The sequence below is a fragment of the Thalassotalea marina genome (assembly GCF_014656435.1).
In the GTDB taxonomy this organism is placed as follows: Bacteria; Pseudomonadota; Gammaproteobacteria; order Enterobacterales; family Alteromonadaceae; genus Thalassotalea_C; species Thalassotalea_C marina.
On record NZ_BNCK01000001.1, the window covers coordinates 70,517 to 87,137 of the forward strand.

A 16,621-nucleotide genomic window follows, 5' to 3' on the forward strand; every position below is an offset into this window, starting at 1 on the left:
TTAATATGAATAAAATGATTCGCTTTATCCCACTTGTGTTGGTGGTAGCCCTGGGAATTGTGCTTTACCGTGGTTTATCTCTCAATCCACAAGAGTTGCCTTCTGCACTTGTTGGGCAAAAAATGCCAGCATTTTCATTGTCGCAACTTCAAAAACCAGAAGTGACATTAACTGAGCAAGACCTTAAAGGAAAAATTGTGTTGCTTAACGTATGGGGTACTTGGTGTGTTTATTGTAAATATGAGCACCCTTATTTAGTTGATATTGCAAAAAGCAATCGCGTTGCCTTGTATGGTTTGAACTATAAAGACATTCGTGAAGACGCCAAACAATGGCTTATCGATTATGAAAACCCTTACGTTTTTTCAATTTTTGATCCTACCGGAAAATTAGGTCTTGATTTAGGTGTAACTGCGGCTCCAGAAACTTTTGTATTAGATCAAACCGGCACGATACGGATGAAACACGTTGGCCCTATCGATACTAAAGTGTGGACTGAAAAATTCTTGCCAATCATTGAAACCCTTGAAGCTGAGCAAGGAGCGAATTAATGCTACGTCTACTATTTGTTTTATCAATCGCTTGTGGCTCATGGTTATTCAGTGGTGATGCAATTGCCACTGATACTTATCAGTTTGACGATGAGGTTACTCAAAAGCGCTACCAATCGCTGATTAAAGAATTGCGCTGTCCAAAGTGTCAAAATCAAAACTTGGCCGATTCGAATGCGCCAATAGCACAAGATCTGCGAAGAGAAACTTACGAGTTATTGCAGATGGGCAAAACTGATATAGAAATCGTGGATTTTATGGTCAAACGTTATGGTGACTTCGTCTTGTATCGTCCGAAGGTTTCGAGCTTGACCTACGTTTTATGGTTTGGGCCTGGCGTACTATTGGTTATTGGAATCACTATAGTTGTTGTGCTTAGCCGTCGCCGTTCTAAAAACAAGAAAAACATTGCGTTGACAGCAGAACAACAAGCGAAATTAAACGAATTACTAAAAGATAAATAACTTCATGATAGAGCTAATTTTTATTGTTATTGCCTTCATTCTATTGTTGTTAATTGTAGTCTGGGCACATTTTATTAATCAAAATAAATACCGAAACAATGTCGATAATACCTTTAGAGACGCGACTAATGTTCGGTTATATAAAGAACATAAACAAGAAATCGAAACCGATTTTCAACAGGGTCGTTTAGATCAGGAAAGTTACGACTATTTATTAAGTGAACTTGATCAAAGTTTATTGCAAGATATCGAAGAAAACAGCCGAGAAAAAGAGCAGGTAGTTAAGCACAAGCCGTTGCCAATCATTTGGCCGGTGATGATGTCTGTATTTTTGATTGGCTTTAGTGCCTACATGTACGTGGACAATGGCGCTTATTCACGTATTGCCAATACACCTCAGCAACAGCCAAATAATCAAAGCCAAAACCCTGAAGATCAACTCAAAGCGCAAATAGCCATGTTAAAACAGCAAGTTGAGCAAAAGCCAGACGATAGTGATGCCTGGTACGCTCTTGGACAAGCGTCTGTTGGTATTGGTAACTTTGACGCTGCATTGTTAGCATTTGATAAAGTTATTGAGATTGATGGTGAGATGGCAGACTTGTTTGGTGCAAAAGCGCAAGCAAGTTTTTATAAAAATAATCAAAAAATTACACCTGAAGTACAAGCTCTGATTGATAAAGCGCTTTCAATTGATGTTAGAGACCCTTCAACCAATATTTTGTTGGGGATGAATGCGTTTTTAAATAATGAGTACCAGCAGGCAATTAACTACTGGCAACAAGTGATTACAGATAATAGACCATCTGTTAATGTTGAAGCGCTTAAAGGGGCGTTGGCGGAGGCCAAAAATCGTTTGGCTTTAACCGGTAAAGAGACAGAACAAGAGTTTTTATCAGGTCCTCAAATAACCCTTGATGTTAGTTTAAGTGATGAAATCATCGAGAAGTTAGCACAAGGTGACGACAAAGTTGTTTTCGTTTATGCGATAGAATCAGAAACATCGCGTATGCCATTAGCGGCGGTCAAACTAAAAGCAAGTGATTTGCCCACACGCATCGTGTTAAACGATAGTCGCGCAATGACACCGCAGGCGAAACTAAGTGACGTAAAACAAGTTAACGTGTTTGCTATTGTGTCTGACACAGGTAGTGCTGGTATCAAACCTGGAGATTTCAAAGGAGAACTTGCACAGGTCAGTGTTGACGAAAAAAATCCGATCCAACTTGTGATTAATAGCGTAGTTAACTGATCAAAACAATTTAAGGAATAAACGTTGAAGTCTCGTTATTTAGGCCGTGATAAAGCTATTCATCAGCAAAAACGTAAAATAGGCGTTTTGTTAACTAATTTAGGCACACCTGATGAACCAACATCAGGTGCATTACGCAAATATTTACGCCAGTTTTTATCTGACCCTCGTGTAGTTGAAATTCCAAGGTTTATTTGGATGATCATTCTACATGGTATTATTTTGCGTGTTAGGCCCCAAAAGTCTGCCAAATTGTATGAAAGTATATGGACTGACAAAGGTTCGCCACTGATGGTTATTTCGCAAGATATGCGCGACAAAATAGCCCAACAGCTTAATGCATCAGAGCAGGATGAATTGGTTATTGATATCGCCATGCGCTACGGTGAACCGGCCATTCCTAAAGCACTAAACCGTATGCAGGAGCAAGGGGTAGATAAACTTATTGTGCTGCCTTTGTATCCACAATACGCAGGCCCTACAACGGCCTCAGCTTTTGATGAAGTGACCAATGAACTTGCCAAATGGCGTTGGATCCCTTCTCTTCATTTTATCAACGGTTACCATGATCATCCGCTTTATATCCAAGCATTAGCAAACAGCATCAAAGAACATTTTGAGGCTCACGGTGAACCTGACAAATTAATCTTGTCATACCATGGTATGCCTAAACATTTTTTAGATAGTGGTGACCCGTACTTTTGTTTTTGTCATAAAACCACGCGGTTAGTGACTGAGAAACTAGGTTTAGCTGAAGATAAGTTTATGACAACGTTCCAGTCACGTTTTGGTAAAGCCGAATGGCTTAAGCCTTACACGGATGAAACATTGGAAGGTTTGCCTGCACAAGGTGTTAAAAACGTGGCTATTATCAGCCCAGCATTTAGTGCAGATTGTTTGGAAACATTAGAAGAACTGGTGCACGAAAATAAGGATATCTTTATTGAAGCGGGTGGTGAGGCATACAGCTATATACCTGCGCTCAATGATAGGGATGATCACTGCAATGCTTTGGCCGCTATTATTGCTGCGCAAATTGAAGCGTGTAAACAGCAATAACGAATTGGTATTAGGCAATTCAAAATTTCAGACAAAAAAAACGGTGCTAATTAGCACCGTTTTTGTAAATTCTATTTTTTAATTAAAGGGCAGTAACGTTTTTCGCTTCTGGACCTTTTTTACCTTGCTCAACAGTAAAAGATACTGATTGACCGTCAGTTAACGTACGGAAACCGTCGCCAGTGATTGAGCTGAAGTGTACAAACACGTCAGGACCGCTTTCTTGCTCGATGAAGCCGAAGCCTTTTGATTCATTAAAAAATTTAACTTTGCCAGTAACTGTATCAGACATACCAACATTTCTCTCTATATAGGTTTAACAAAAAGTGGCTAATATAAGCATACATGCTGCTTTAGCCATGTACGGAGTAAATGCTCTCTACCCAAAAGTACAGACAGAGAAAGGTATCCATAACACAGGTGCGTTTAGGTTAAATAGTCAAATAACCTGATGAACAAAGACTATTTAGTCCCTCTCCTGAAACGCAAAAACTCAACGCACGCTCATAGTAACACACAAATTAACCAATAGCTTGAAAATAAATGAACTTTCATGGAACTTTTTATTACATAAAAAAAGTCCTGCAAAAACAGGACCTTTAAAAATTCAACAAATGTACAATTGTATGCAATTATTAGTTAAGACCTATAACGCTTCTATTTGCGCTTTTTGTTGTTGTAATTTAGCAAGTTGCGAGTCAGCTTCAGCCAGTTTTGCTTGTTCTTTTTCAATTACAGCAGCCGGTGCTTTTGCAACAAAATTCTCATTGCTTAACTTACCACGAACTTTTTGTGTGTCTTTTTCTAATTTCTCAATAGCTTTAGATAAACGTGCAATTTCTGCATCTTTATCAATTAAGCCTGCCATTGGAATTAACACTGACATTTCACCAATAACAGCGGTAGCTGATGCTGGGCCTTCTTCACCTTGTGCCAATACGTCAATAGATTCTAGTTTTGCCAATGCGCTAACAAAGGTGCTGTTTTCATTGACTCGACGTTGATCAAGCTCAGTTGCATTTTTCAAAAACACAGGTAGTGGCTTGCTTGGTGCTATATCCATTTCGCCACGGATGTTACGAATAGCAATGATAAATTGTTTTACCCATTCCAAATCATCTGCCGCTTGCTGGTCAACTAAAGCATCATCAACTTGCGGAAATTTCTGGATCATAATGCTATCACCAGACTTTTCAAATGACGTTAACGGTACAACACGTTGCCAGATGGTTTCAGTGATAAATGGCATAATAGGGTGCATTAAACGCAATAAGGTTTCTAGCGTTTCTACTAATGTTTTACGGGTGCCGCGCTGCTGCGCTTCGCTACCTTTAAATAACACCGGCTTAGTCAGCTCAAGGTACCAGTCACAGAATTGGTTCCATGTAAACTCATACAAGGCTTGTGAAGCGATATCAAAACGGAAAGTGTTAAATGCTTCATGCACTGCTTTCACTGTTTTTTGCAGCTCTGAGCGAATCCAGCGGTCAGCCAACGATAACTCTATAGCGCCACCATCTTTGCCACAGTCGTGTTCTTCAGTATTCATCAATACGTAACGGCTTGCGTTCCACAACTTGTTGCAGAAGTTGCGATAACCATCTAAGCGCTTCATGTCCCAGTTAATGTCACGGCCAGTTGATGCCAGTGCTGATAGAGTAAAGCGAAGAGCATCTGTACCGTGAGCTTCAATACCGTCAGGGAAGTTTTTCTTGGTCGCTTTGCCAATTTTTTCTGCCAGTTGCGGCTGCATCATATTGCCAGTACGTTTTTCTAGCAAGTCGTCTAATGAGATACCATCAATCATATCCAAAGGATCGATTACGTTACCTTTAGATTTTGACATTTTATCGCCGTTTTCGTCACGGATAAGGCCTGTAACGTAAACCTGCTTAAATGGTACTTGTGGTTTGCCATCTTCATCTTTAATAAAGTGCATAGTCATCATGATCATGCGAGCAACCCAGAAGAAAATGATATCAAAACCTGTGACCAATACGTCAGTCGAGTGGAATTGTTTCATTAATTCTTCTTCGTTTGGCCAACCTAAGGTTGAGAAAGTCCAAAGCGCAGATGAAAACCAAGTGTCTAGTACATCGTCATCTTGGCGTAACACGACATCGTCTGCCAATGCGTGTTTAGTACGAACTTCTTCTTCAGATCGACCAACATAAACTTTGCCTGACTCATCATACCAAGCAGGAATACGGTGACCCCACCAAAGCTGGCGAGAAATACACCAATCTTGAATATCACGCATCCAAGCAAAGTACATATTTTCGTATTGTTTAGGTACAAATTGAATGTCGCCATTTTCTACTGCTTCAATCGCTGGTTTAGCTAGTGGCTCAGTTCGTACATACCATTGGTCAGTTAATAATGGCTCAATAATGACACCCGAGCGATCGCCGTATGGCGCGACTAAGTCATGATCTTTAATGCCGTCTAATAAACCTAGTTGCTCAAACTGTTCAACAATTGCTTTACGAGCAACGAAGCGGTCTAAGCCTGCTAAATCGGCTGGTAACGCAGCGTCAAATTCGTCGCTTTCTTCACCTTTAGTGTTGTAGACTTCGGCGGTTTTAAGAATGGCAGCATCTTTATCGAAAATGTTGATCATGGCTAAACCACAACGCTTACCCACTTCATTATCGTTAAAGTCATGTGCAGGTGTGATTTTTACACAACCTGTACCTTTGTCCATATCGGCGTGTTCGTCACCAACGATTGGAATTAAACGATTCACTAAAGGTAATAAAATGTGCTGACCAATAAGATCTTTATAACGAGGGTCTTCAGGGTTTACTGCAACACCCGTGTCACCTAACATGGTTTCAGGACGCGTAGTGGCTACCACTAAGTATTCTTTGCCTTCTGCAGTTTTGGCGCCATTAGCTAGTGGATAACGTAAGTGCCACATGTGGCCTTTTTTATCTTTGTTTTCAACTTCAAGATCTGAAATTGCAGTGTGCAATTTTGGATCCCAGTTTACTAGGCGCTTACCACGGTAAATTAGGTCGTCTTCGTATAATCGAACAAATACTTCTTGTACGGCATCGCTTAAACCATCATCCATGGTAAAACGTTCGCGTGTCCAATCAATAGAGTTACCTAAACGCTTCATTTGTTTACCGATAGTGCCACCTGAATGTGCTTTCCACTCCCAGATTTTATCGATAAAAGCATCTCGACCATAATCATGGCGCGTTTTACCTTCTTCGGCAGCAATTTTACGCTCAACAACCATTTGCGTAGCAATACCTGCATGGTCAGTACCTGATTGCCACAAGGTGTTTTTGCCTTGCATACGTTGATAGCGGATCAAGGTGTCCATGATAGTCTGCTGGAATGCATGACCCATGTGCAAACTACCTGTGACATTTGGTGGTGGAATGGCGATACAATAGCCGTCACCTTCGCCGGTAGGTGAAAAATAACCTTGCTCTTCCCATGATTGGTAGAGCGACTTCTCAATAGCAGTTGGGTTAAATGTTTTTTCCATCAGAATAATACTTTAATTGTTTAGTCAGTTTTTGTTGAAACGGAAGCCGCCGTTTGGTTTCCAATTTGAAAACCTAATTGCCGGTACGCTTTAAAGCGTTCGCGAGCCAGTTGTTTTAACTGTTCTTGATGCGGTACAAAATCAACAATGTTTGCAAAATGCTGAGCAAAGTCGGGAACTGTGCTCGTTAAATTAATTAACACGTTACGCCTGTTAGTTGGGGCTTGCCAACTTATTTCAACAGGCGAACCGTTATTTGGGCCTTCGCCAATTAAGTTATGTGGTACAAAACTTTCTGGGTCAAAAGACCATAAAAGCTCATCAATTTGATGAGCTTGTTCTTGTGATTCTGCCAATATAAATACTCGTTGTCTCTGTCGATAAAAGTATGCTGCTTGGAAACAAGCATGCAACTCATCAAGAGCAATACTATGACCAGCTTGATCTTCAAGCTGGTAAAACATCACTTGAGTATTAGCCATTGAGCTTATTCACCTTGTTCTACACCAGCTTTATTCAATAAAAACTGGGTTAACATGCTGACTGGGCGTCCTGTAGAGCCTTTGTCTTTGCCGCCACTGCGCCATGCTGTGCCAGCAATATCTAAATGTGCCCAGTGGTACTTTTTCGTAAAGCGAGATAAGAAACATGCCGCGGTAATTGTACCGGCTGGACGACCACCTAAGTTAGTAAAGTCGGCAAACGGACTTTCTAACTGCTCTTGGTAATCATCCCACAAAGGCAAGCGCCATGCTCTGTCGCCACTTTGCTCAGAAGCGTTTAATAGCTCATGAGCAAGAGGGTTATGAGTACTCATTAAACCCGTTGCGTGTTTACCTAAAGCGATAACACAGGCACCGGTTAAGGTTGCTACGTCAATAACACAATCAGGCTCAAAACGCTCAACGTAGGTTAGGGCATCACATAATACTAAGCGACCTTCAGCATCAGTATTTAAAACTTCTACTGTTTGACCTGACATCGTAGTTAGTACATCACCAGGACGGTAGGCATTACCACTTGGCATATTTTCACAACCGGCAAGTACACCAATAACGTTAATAGGTAGATTCAACTCGGCTAATGAATGCATTGCCCCAAGTACACCCGCTGCACCACCCATGTCGTATTTCATTTCATCCATGCCTTCGCCTGGTTTTAATGAAATACCACCAGAATCAAAGGTTAAACCTTTACCAACAAAGACAACTGGCTTTGTTTCGTCACTAGCGCCCTGATATCGGATAATGCTCATTTTTGATTCGTTAACTGAGCCTCGACCAACCGCTAAATAAGAGGTCATACCGAGCGCTTCCATTTCTTTTTCACCAATGATTTCAGTTGTTACTTTTTCATATTCATTGGCTAAAATTTCAGCTTGTTCAGCAAGGTAAGCAGGGTTACAAATGTTTGGCGGCATGTTGGCCACGTTTTTACAAGTGTTGATACCTTCTGCTACTGCTAAACCATGAGCTACTGCTCGTTCACCCAGTGGTAATTCTTTTCTGGTTGGTACGTTAAATACAATTTTACGTAATGGGCGTCTTGGCTCTTCTTTTCGAGTTTTTAGGCTGTCAAAGCTGTATAAGCAATCTTGAGTTGCTTCGACTGCTTGTCTTACTTTCCAGTAATTGTCACGCCCTTTAACATGTAATTCAGTTAAGAAGCATACCGCTTCCATAGAACCTGTTTCATTTAAGGTATTTATCGTTTTACTGATAATTTGACGGTACTGACGTTCATCAAGTTCACGTTCCTTGCCGCAACCTACTAATAATACACGTTCACTTAGAATATTAGGTACATGATGCAACAAAAGCATTTGGCCTGATTTACCTTCCAAATCACCGCGACGTAATAAGTTGCTGATATAGCCACCACTTATTTCATCGAGTTGTTCGGCAACTGCCGATAAGCGACGTGGCTCAAATACACCAACAACGATACAAGCGCTTCGTTGTTTTTCTGGGCTGCCACTTTTTACGCTAAATTCCATGGGCTCTCCTAGTTTTCAGGTAAATATGAACTTTTATGGTAAAAAAATTCAGTTTAACTTGCTTAAATCTACTATTAATAGATAAGCTTACTGTTATTTATGCTGCGCTAAAGGCTATAATTATAGCCATACACAGAAGCTTTACCTAAAGGCTTTTGCATTATTTTAGTTATGAAAATGACAAGTTTACTTAAAAATTGTCTTAATGTCAGAAAAAAACTAAGTTTTTGTAGGATCTCTTTGTGATCGTTTTTCGATATTTGTTAAAAGAAGTGGCTAAGACGCAGTTAGCCGTTTTTGTGGTCATGATGACCATTTTTATTAGTAATAAATTTGTTAAGGTTTTAGATGACGCTTCTGAAGGTGGTACACCTGGTGAAGTGATCATGGTTTACCTTGGCCTTTATATGCCAGAGCTGGCAGGCACGGTGTTGCCCTTAAGTTTTTTCCTCGGTATTTTACTGGCTTACGGGCGAATCTATGCAGACAATGAAATGACCATTTTACATGCCACTGGCATGAGTGAATGGTACATTGTTCGTGTCACATTGATACTGGGCTTAATTACGGCAGTGCTAACTGGCGCGCTGACTTTGTATTTATCACCCATGGCTGCGGAGTATGAATACCAAGTTAAAGAAAAACTCGCTGCGGATTCCGGTTTAAGTGCTCTGGTTGCAGGGCGTTTTCAAACGACTGGAAATAAGAAAGCCGTTGTCTTTATCCATGATAAAGACAGATCCACTAATACCTTGGAGAAAGTCTTTGTCGCACAGCTTCCAAATAACGATGAATCTCAACGTAGTATCATCAATTCTAGTTTAGTGTATGCCGCCCAAGGTGAAGTTATTGAAGAGAGTGAAGGTTCACAGCGATTGATCTTAAAAGATGGTACTCGATATCAAAAAGATGAAACCAATAACGAGTTTAGGCAAGTTGCATTTAGCAAATATTATATTCAGATCCAAGATCAAAAAGTAGAGCATAAAAGGCGTAAGCTCAGTGCTATTCCTACGTCAACACTATTTGCTGAACCGATACAAGAATACAAAGCAGAAATTCATTGGCGAATTGCATTTCCGTTGGCTTGTTTGATTTTAACTTTAGTTGCCGTACCGCTAAGCGTGGTTAACCCAAGGCAAGGAAAGTTTGCCAAAATGTTCCCGGCACTTTTACTGTTTTTAGGTTACTTGTTGTTGCTAACAGCAATGCGTAGCGGCTTAGAAAGTGGCAAAGTACCGGCGGTTGTTGGTTTATGGCCTGTTCACCTATCTGCCTTACTATTAGGTATTGCTTTATTGATGAAGAGTCGCAGCTCTGGCTTAAAGCTCAGATCAATTTTACCTAGTTTCTCGAAGTCAGGGGCTTAATTTAGATGAAAATTTTAGACCTATACATAGCCCGTATCATTGCTTCAACAACGTTTTTAACACTAGCGGTATTTGTCAGCTTAAGTGGAATTATTAAGTTTGTTGAACAAATGAAATCTGTTGGTAAAGGCAGCTACGATTTATCACATGCAGCACTATTTGTACTTTATGCAGTACCGCGTGACGTTGAGCTGTTTTTTCCTATGTCGGCGCTGATTGGCGGTTTGATTGGCATTGGTATGCTGGCTTCTAATTCTGAACTAGTCGTTATGCAAGCCTCGGGGTTATCCCGATTAGATATTATTAAATCTGTGATGAAATCTGCTGCCGTATTAATAATTTTGAGTATGGCAATTGGTGAGTGGCTTGCACCAGCGGGTGAAGCATCTGCTCGGCAAATCAAAGCGCAGGCAATATCTGATGGTAATTTAATTTCTTCTCGTGGTGGCACTTGGGCCAAAGATGGTGATTACTTTGTCCATATTGCAGAGGTACAGGACACTGGCTCACTTCTTGGCATTCAAATATACCGTTTTAATGAGAATTTGAAACTTGCCAGTTGGTTATCAGCTGAAAGTGCAACTTATGGTATTGATGCGTGGCAATTATCTAATGTGGTTGATACTTATATTAATAATGATCAAATCGAAACAGTTACAGCAGATAATCAAGTTTGGGTATCAAGCTTAACACCGGATAAACTAGGTGTTGTAACGGTTAAACCTGAATCTTTATCTGTTCGTGGATTGATTGAATATCTTGATTACTTAGAAAAAAACCAACAAGATCCTAGCCGCTATGAATTGGCCTTTTGGCGTAAACTCGCTCAGCCATTGACGGTGGCTGTAATGTTATTAGTTGCAATGTCGTTTATTTTTGGACCGCTGCGTTCGGTGTCTATGGGAGCGCGTATTGTCATGGGCATAGCAACAGGTATATTGTTTTTTATTACCAACGAAATTTTAGGCTCTGTGAGTTTGGTGTATCAACTGCCAGCAGCATTTGGCGCTTTGATGCCAAGTGTTATTTTTACAAGCATTGCGATTTATTTAATGAAAAGAAAAGCCAGTTAAAACTGGCTTTTTTAATGCTCTCGTTTAGATTTTTGCTTTATTAGCTTCAAGTGACAGCACAACCACTTCCGTTTCGGTTAATTTATCTTGTATGCTAAGTTTGTGCTGCCAGTTTAAGAACAGCCAAAAATTTCCTAGGCCAAGTAGGCTAAACAGCATGCGTTTTAGTCCCATTTTTTTTGACATTAACTGCCCGTCTAAATGCTGAATGCGTAATCGCCATGCTTTCATCCCTAGTGTTTGGCCACTTCTGGACCAAAAGAACACAAAGAAGTACACAATGGCAACAAAGCTCAAGCTGTTCATGATGATTTTGAAAACCATCGATTGCGCCAAGTAATCACTGGGTGCAATATCCAACCCACTACCAATTACCCCATTGGTGTATAAAGCAATAAAAAATGCTGAACACAATAGTGAAACAAACATGTAAATAGCGACCACTAACAGCGCGTCGTAAACCCATGCACCTAATCGTCTGAAGAACCCCGCGCGAGGAAAAAGGGTAAAGTCTGTTGCCATAATGTTAACTACTCATTCGTTTTTAATCGGCGCTAGTGTAGCAAAGTCTAATAAAACTCAAAAACAGTTAATTTATTACTGTTAGAATTTAGTTATAATAGGCCCTACCTGTTTATGTCGAAGTCAGTGCTTTGGAAATAATTAATGATCCCCATGGTCATTGTACTATGGAAATACAAGGAAATAAGGTTGTCGTAAACGCAACGGGTCCATGGAATATCGAATTTACTGATGTACTCCATCGGCTGCTAGCGGAAAACGTTGCCAAAGTTGCCCATGATAAGTATGGCATTTTTTTGTCAATTCATGGGGAAGCAGTTGCGGGTGAAGACGTCGTTCAAGCCCACCAAAACTTTGTTCAACACGGCAATGCGACTGCTGTAGCGGTGATTTTGGAACACTGTGAAACTACAGCGATATCGCGCATGTTATTTGGCCGTGTGTATAGCGCATGTAACATTAACCATGCCTTCTTTGATACTGAAAAAGAAGGCATGAAATGGTTGGATGAGCAATTAGCTTGACGGCTTAATTTTATAAAAGCCGGCGTATAACACCGGCACAACACCTAAAGTTAATACCGTACCTATACCTAAACCAAAGGCAATAACGTTTGCCATGCCATAGAAAAGAGCATCTTTGCTGATGATCAATGGCATTAACCCCATCATAGTGGTAATAGTTGTCATAGCTATTGGTCTTAAGCGCATTAAACATGCGTCAATAATCGCCCGATAAGCATCTTTACCACTTGATTCTTCAATTTTAATTCGGTCAATTAACACGATTGCATTGTTGATGATAATGCCGGCCAAGCTATAAAGCCCAAGCGTTACCATAAAGCCAAACGGTGCTTGCATAAGATGTAAGCCAATAACTGCTCCAATAAAAGAAAGTGGAATGGTTAGACATATGATCAGTGGTTTTCTGAATGAATTAAACTGCGCTACCAATAGAATAATAATAAAGCCTAACACCACTGGCATATTAGCACTTAACGATTTCTGTGCAGCCGCTGAGTCTTCAATAACGCCATCATATTCAATGATATGGTTAACTGGTAAGTCAGCTTTTAGCGCTTCGAGTTTATCATCAACTATTTTTTTCAGATCTTCTGCTGCCATTTGTGTATTGCGTGCTTCAATCGTGATAGTTCTGAACATATCTTCATGATGGATCATTGAAAATTGATTAATTGGCTCAAAATCAGCGACCTGAAATAAAGGCACGGTTTTACCAGTTTTTCGAGAAAATACATTTAATGTGCGCAGTCTGTCGATATTGTTACGTTCATATTCACCAGCACGAAATACGATAGGAATGATTTCGTCTTGATCGCGAAAGTTAGTGATATGTGCACCAGTAAAATAACTATCAAGTGCTTCGGCGATGTCACTTGAGGTGAGGCCAGCACGTTTGGCTCGGTGTTGATCTATTTTCACCGCAATTTTTATGATTAAATTTTCCCAGTTGTTGCGCACATTAATGGTGTTTGGTGTTTCATTTAACAAAGCCATGATCTGCTGTGCTTTTTTGTAGATTACGTCTTTATCTGGCCCTTTTACTTGGATATTTAAGATTGAAGAGTCTGATGGGCCTAAAAACATTTTTTTAACGCGAGCTGAAACGTTAGGAAAACGCGATTCAATTTGAGGATCAAGCTTAAGTACTTTGGCACTGATATCGGTACCAGGTTTAACATTTAGTACAATAAAGCCTTTATTTTCAACAGGGTCTTCCGGATTCAGTGACAGTACAAAGCGAGGACCGCTAAAGCCTACGTAACCGGAGTAACTCTCGATAAAATCAAACTGCTGCTTGTCTTGATTAAACCAAGCAAAAATTTCTTGCATTTGTCGGTTAGTTTCTCGAGAAGATGTACCGTTTGGTAAGTCAATATTGACTAAAATTTGTGTCCGATCTGAGTCTGGGAAAAACTGTTTAGCGACAAACTTCATTGAAACAACCGCTCCAATAAACATGACAAACATCAAGCCCATAAATAACGCTTTGTGTCGCATTACCCAATGTAGGAAAGATTCATAAGCTTGATAATATTTACCAATACCCGCAGCTTCTGCTTGTTCTTTTACATCGTCTGTTGTGCTGGTTACCTTGATAAAGTAATAACTTAAAATGGGGGTAACGGCTAATGCCAATACCCAGCTTGTCATTAAGGTGATAAGAATCACTAATGAAATAGAACGGGTATATTCACCTGCGACATGCTCTGCCAACATTAATGGTAGGAAAAATAATATTGTAGTGGCTGACGAGCTTAATAACGGCAAGGCGAGTTCTTGGCATCCTTGGATCATTGCGTCATATCGTTTTATGCCTTGCTCAAGTCGCCTTTTGAAATCTTCCGCGATAACAATGCCGTTATCAACCAATAAACCGAGTGAAATAATTAATGTCGCTAAGCTCATTCTCTCAAGCTTTATATCGGCAAATTGCATAATCGTGAGTGTTGCTAACATCACAAATGGCACAATGGCTCCAACAATTAAACCAGTTCTAACGCCCAGAAATAAAACCACTACCACCAATACAATGGCTAAGGTTTGCAACACGTTAATTGATACACCATGCACAGTTTTTTCTACTTGTTCAGCTTGGTAAGTAGCAATGCTTAATTCATAGCCAATAGGCAAGGTTGAGGTAATATTCGCTATTTTGTCTTTAAATCTAGGGGCGTATTCTAAAATGTTGTAGCCAGGCAGCATTGCAGTTGCAAAAAATATCGCAGGTTTACCGTTAAAATAAGCTAATCGTTCGGGCGGATCGATGTAACCTTTTTTAATCGATACAATATCTTTTAACGCAATAAAATCTTGAGTGTTAGGAATCGTGATATAGGTATTGGCGATATCTTCTAAACTATTAAAATTACCGGTTGGTTCAATAATAAAGCTGCGAACTCCGGTATCTAGTTCACCACCTGATTGTACGATATTTTGATTTTGTAATTCTGCGATCAAGGCGCCAGGTGATATACCGAGTTGAGATAATTTAGCATTTGATGCTTCTAAAAAAATGTGCTCTGTTTGTGCACCTAAGATATCAATTTTTTTGGTGCCTTCTACGCTGTATAAGGTATCGCGAATGTGTTGGGCTATGTCATACATTTGCTCCATGTCAAAACCATCGGCTGTTAAGGCCAGTGTGACTACCGATACATCGCCAAATTCATCGTTTACGTGCGAGGTTCTAGTGCCTTTAGGCAGTCTATGTTGGGTGGCATTTACTTTATTGCGTAAGTCTTGCCATATATCGTCCAAATTAAAGTAACGATCATATATTTTGACGTGTATTGTCGACAGACCAGTTGATGACGATGACTTAATTTCTTTCACTTCAGGAATTTTTCGAATTTCTTCTTCTAATTTCTTAGTGATAAGTTGCTCAACTCTATCTGGCGCCATACCCGGAAACTGAGTAGTAACTATTGCTTCACGGATAGTAATTGAAGGGTCTTCTTGTGCCGGCAAAGTAAAGTAGGCAAACACACCATTAATCAGTAACAGTGCGACCACCAATAAAACGGTTTTTTTATGCGCAAAGGCAAGAGCAGTTATATTCATCGTTCTTACCCTTAATTAAAACGCTGTGTTTGCGGATCGAGTAAGGTTACCGTTTGGCCATCACTTAAAAAAGCGACACCCGCAGTTGCAATAATTTCACCTTCTGACAAACCACTAGATAATAACACTTGGTTATTGATCACATTTTCAGTTTGTACGTAGCGCTTATTAACTTTGCTGCTCTGTTCATCAAAAACAAATACGTATGACTTTTGTTCTAGGTCGGCACCAATAGCTGATACTGGCACTTTAATCGACGGCCCTCTATAGCCAGTTCGCCCTGTACCTTCAAAGGTTACTTTGACTTCCGCCGTCATACCTGCACGTAAAGCGTCATGGTCGTCATCTAAAACGACGGTTAACGGAAATGCATTAGCCGATTCTGCACGGGTACCAATTTCAGTAATATGTCCTGTCATTGATAGTTGCGGCAGCACAGGGAAAGTTATCGACAAGTTAGTTTCTTTGCTTAAATCACGAATTAAGGTTTCTGGTACCATTACTTGTACTTCTAGACCATGTTTACCTTCAATTTCAAATACTGCTTGGCCAGCAGCTATCTGCTGAGAAGGCTCGATTAACCGCTTGGTGATAATGCCATCATATGGTGCTAATAAGGTACTGTCTTGCAGATTTTTTCGAGCGATATCAACTTGTGCTTGAGCAACATCAACAGCACTTTGAGAAGACTCATAAGCCGCTTTAGCGTTATCAAAACCAGATTGTGATACTAGCTTTTGTTCAATTAATGTTTTGTATCTTTGGTATTCATTTTTAGCTTCAGCGTAACTTGCTTGGGTTTGCTTAAGTGTTGCTTGTGCAGACTGTAAACTTAACTTAAAGGTGCGCTGATTCAACTGAGCTAGCTGTTGTCCTTTTGTTACGCTATCACCGAGGTTTACCGAAACGTCCTGAGTTTTACCATTAACTTCGAAACTCAAGGTAGTAGCTTCTACAGGTGCAATAATGCCAGACAAGGTTCTAACTTGCTCTAACGAGGAGATGGAAACTTTGCTCCAGGCAATTGGTCGAACAATAGGCTCTGATTTTGGGGTTTCCTTGGAGCAGGCTGTTAGTATTATTGCAAGCAAGATACTGGTGAAAATACGCATGTAAAAATTCCGTCTATGTCAATCGAAGTCATGTTAAGCGTAGTGCATCTATGTCAAATATAACCTATTAGCTGACATTTGGTACTACTCAGTACCAAATATTGTGGTACTATGCAGTACCAGTGTCAATGTTTTA

14 protein-coding genes are annotated in these 16,621 nt (G+C 40.1%); 7 read left to right on the forward strand and 7 right to left on the reverse strand.

Going from position 1 to position 16,621, the window contains the following annotated elements; translation table 11 throughout:
- The first annotated feature begins 5 nt into the window (after positions 1-5).
- Genes IE199_RS00315 through hemH form a run of 4 tightly spaced genes read left to right on the forward strand, consistent with a single transcriptional unit; the run spans position 6 to position 3,326 of the window.
- Entirely contained in the window at positions 6-551 is a 546-nt protein-coding gene (locus IE199_RS00315) for a DsbE family thiol:disulfide interchange protein (RefSeq protein WP_189766729.1), read from the forward strand.
- Positions 551-1,015 (forward strand): cytochrome c-type biogenesis protein, encoded by a 465-nt coding sequence (locus tag IE199_RS00320; RefSeq protein WP_189766730.1) that lies wholly within the window; start codon positions 551-553, stop codon positions 1,013-1,015. The genes IE199_RS00315 and IE199_RS00320 overlap by 1 nt, the downstream gene beginning before the upstream one ends.
- A 4-nt stretch (positions 1,016-1,019) precedes the next feature.
- A complete protein-coding gene (gene ccmI / locus IE199_RS00325; RefSeq protein ID WP_229854436.1) occupies positions 1,020-2,267 on the forward strand; it encodes a c-type cytochrome biogenesis protein CcmI in 1,248 nt (415 codons plus the stop codon).
- Positions 2,268-2,291: 24 nt separating this feature from the next.
- Positions 2,292-3,326, forward strand: coding sequence for a ferrochelatase (gene hemH / locus IE199_RS00330; RefSeq protein WP_189766731.1), 1,035 nt, complete (start codon positions 2,292-2,294; stop codon positions 3,324-3,326).
- A gap of 82 nt (positions 3,327-3,408) precedes the next feature.
- Here the strand turns inward: hemH and IE199_RS00335 are convergent, their stop codons facing one another.
- From IE199_RS00335 to pepA, 4 genes are all read right to left on the reverse strand, one after another.
- On the reverse strand, positions 3,409-3,618 hold the full coding sequence (locus IE199_RS00335) for a cold-shock protein (RefSeq protein WP_189766732.1): 210 nt from the start codon (positions 3,616-3,618) through the stop codon (positions 3,409-3,411).
- Positions 3,619-3,972: 354 nt separating this feature from the next.
- The gene (locus IE199_RS00340; protein WP_189766733.1) at positions 3,973-6,828 is read right to left on the reverse strand and encodes a valine--tRNA ligase; all 2,856 of its coding nucleotides are present in this window, start codon (positions 6,826-6,828) and stop codon (positions 3,973-3,975) included.
- 20 nt (positions 6,829-6,848) lie between these two features.
- A complete protein-coding gene (locus IE199_RS00345; RefSeq protein WP_189766734.1) occupies positions 6,849-7,310 on the reverse strand; it encodes a DNA polymerase III subunit chi in 462 nt (153 codons plus the stop codon).
- A gap of 5 nt (positions 7,311-7,315) precedes the next feature.
- Positions 7,316-8,824: a leucyl aminopeptidase gene (gene pepA, locus IE199_RS00350; protein WP_189766735.1), complete on the reverse strand. Its 1,509-nt coding sequence runs from the start codon at positions 8,822-8,824 to the stop codon at positions 7,316-7,318.
- A gap of 242 nt (positions 8,825-9,066) precedes the next feature.
- Between pepA and lptF the strand changes: the two genes are divergently transcribed.
- Together lptF and lptG are read left to right on the forward strand one after the other, a co-directional pair.
- Positions 9,067-10,194 (forward strand): LPS export ABC transporter permease LptF, encoded by a 1,128-nt coding sequence (lptF, locus tag IE199_RS00355; RefSeq protein ID WP_189766736.1) that lies wholly within the window; start codon positions 9,067-9,069, stop codon positions 10,192-10,194.
- Between the two features lie 5 nt (positions 10,195-10,199).
- On the forward strand, positions 10,200-11,267 hold the full coding sequence (gene lptG / locus IE199_RS00360; RefSeq protein ID WP_189766737.1) for an LPS export ABC transporter permease LptG: 1,068 nt from the start codon (positions 10,200-10,202) through the stop codon (positions 11,265-11,267).
- Between the two features lie 24 nt (positions 11,268-11,291).
- On the opposite strand, the gene IE199_RS00365 is transcribed toward lptG, so the two are convergent.
- A complete protein-coding gene (locus IE199_RS00365; RefSeq protein ID WP_189766738.1) occupies positions 11,292-11,789 on the reverse strand; it encodes an RDD family protein in 498 nt (165 codons plus the stop codon).
- A 167-nt stretch (positions 11,790-11,956) separates the two neighbouring features.
- Here IE199_RS00365 and IE199_RS00370 point away from each other — a divergent pair, with 167 nt between their 5' ends.
- Positions 11,957-12,313: a hypothetical protein gene (locus tag IE199_RS00370; protein ID WP_189766739.1), complete on the forward strand. Its 357-nt coding sequence runs from the start codon at positions 11,957-11,959 to the stop codon at positions 12,311-12,313.
- Here IE199_RS00370 and IE199_RS00375 read toward each other — a convergent pair.
- Entirely contained in the window at positions 12,305-15,373 is a 3,069-nt protein-coding gene (locus IE199_RS00375; RefSeq protein ID WP_189766740.1) for an efflux RND transporter permease subunit, read from the reverse strand. The genes IE199_RS00370 and IE199_RS00375 overlap by 9 nt on opposite strands.
- Before the next feature lie 11 nt (positions 15,374-15,384).
- The gene (locus IE199_RS00380; RefSeq protein WP_189766741.1) at positions 15,385-16,485 is read right to left on the reverse strand and encodes an efflux RND transporter periplasmic adaptor subunit; all 1,101 of its coding nucleotides are present in this window, start codon (positions 16,483-16,485) and stop codon (positions 15,385-15,387) included.
- Positions 16,486-16,621 lie beyond the last annotated feature (136 nt).

Coding starts and splice junctions, on each gene's coding strand:
- IE199_RS00365 (WP_189766738.1), bottom strand. CDS start 11,789: ATGGCAACAGACTTTACCCTTTTTCCTCGCGCGGGGTTCTTCAGACGA.
- IE199_RS00320 (WP_189766730.1), top strand. CDS start 551: ATGCTACGTCTACTATTTGTTTTATCAATCGCTTGTGGCTCATGGTTA.
- IE199_RS00315 (WP_189766729.1), top strand. CDS start 6: ATGAATAAAATGATTCGCTTTATCCCACTTGTGTTGGTGGTAGCCCTG.
- ccmI (WP_229854436.1), top strand. CDS start 1,020: ATGATAGAGCTAATTTTTATTGTTATTGCCTTCATTCTATTGTTGTTA.
- IE199_RS00340 (WP_189766733.1), bottom strand. CDS start 6,828: ATGGAAAAAACATTTAACCCAACTGCTATTGAGAAGTCGCTCTACCAA.
- pepA (WP_189766735.1), bottom strand. CDS start 8,824: ATGGAATTTAGCGTAAAAAGTGGCAGCCCAGAAAAACAACGAAGCGCT.
- IE199_RS00375 (WP_189766740.1), bottom strand. CDS start 15,373: ATGAATATAACTGCTCTTGCCTTTGCGCATAAAAAAACCGTTTTATTG.
- IE199_RS00380 (WP_189766741.1), bottom strand. CDS start 16,485: ATGCGTATTTTCACCAGTATCTTGCTTGCAATAATACTAACAGCCTGC.
- lptG (WP_189766737.1), top strand. CDS start 10,200: ATGAAAATTTTAGACCTATACATAGCCCGTATCATTGCTTCAACAACG.
- IE199_RS00345 (WP_189766734.1), bottom strand. CDS start 7,310: ATGGCTAATACTCAAGTGATGTTTTACCAGCTTGAAGATCAAGCTGGT.
- IE199_RS00335 (WP_189766732.1), bottom strand. CDS start 3,618: ATGTCTGATACAGTTACTGGCAAAGTTAAATTTTTTAATGAATCAAAA.
- IE199_RS00370 (WP_189766739.1), top strand. CDS start 11,957: ATGGAAATACAAGGAAATAAGGTTGTCGTAAACGCAACGGGTCCATGG.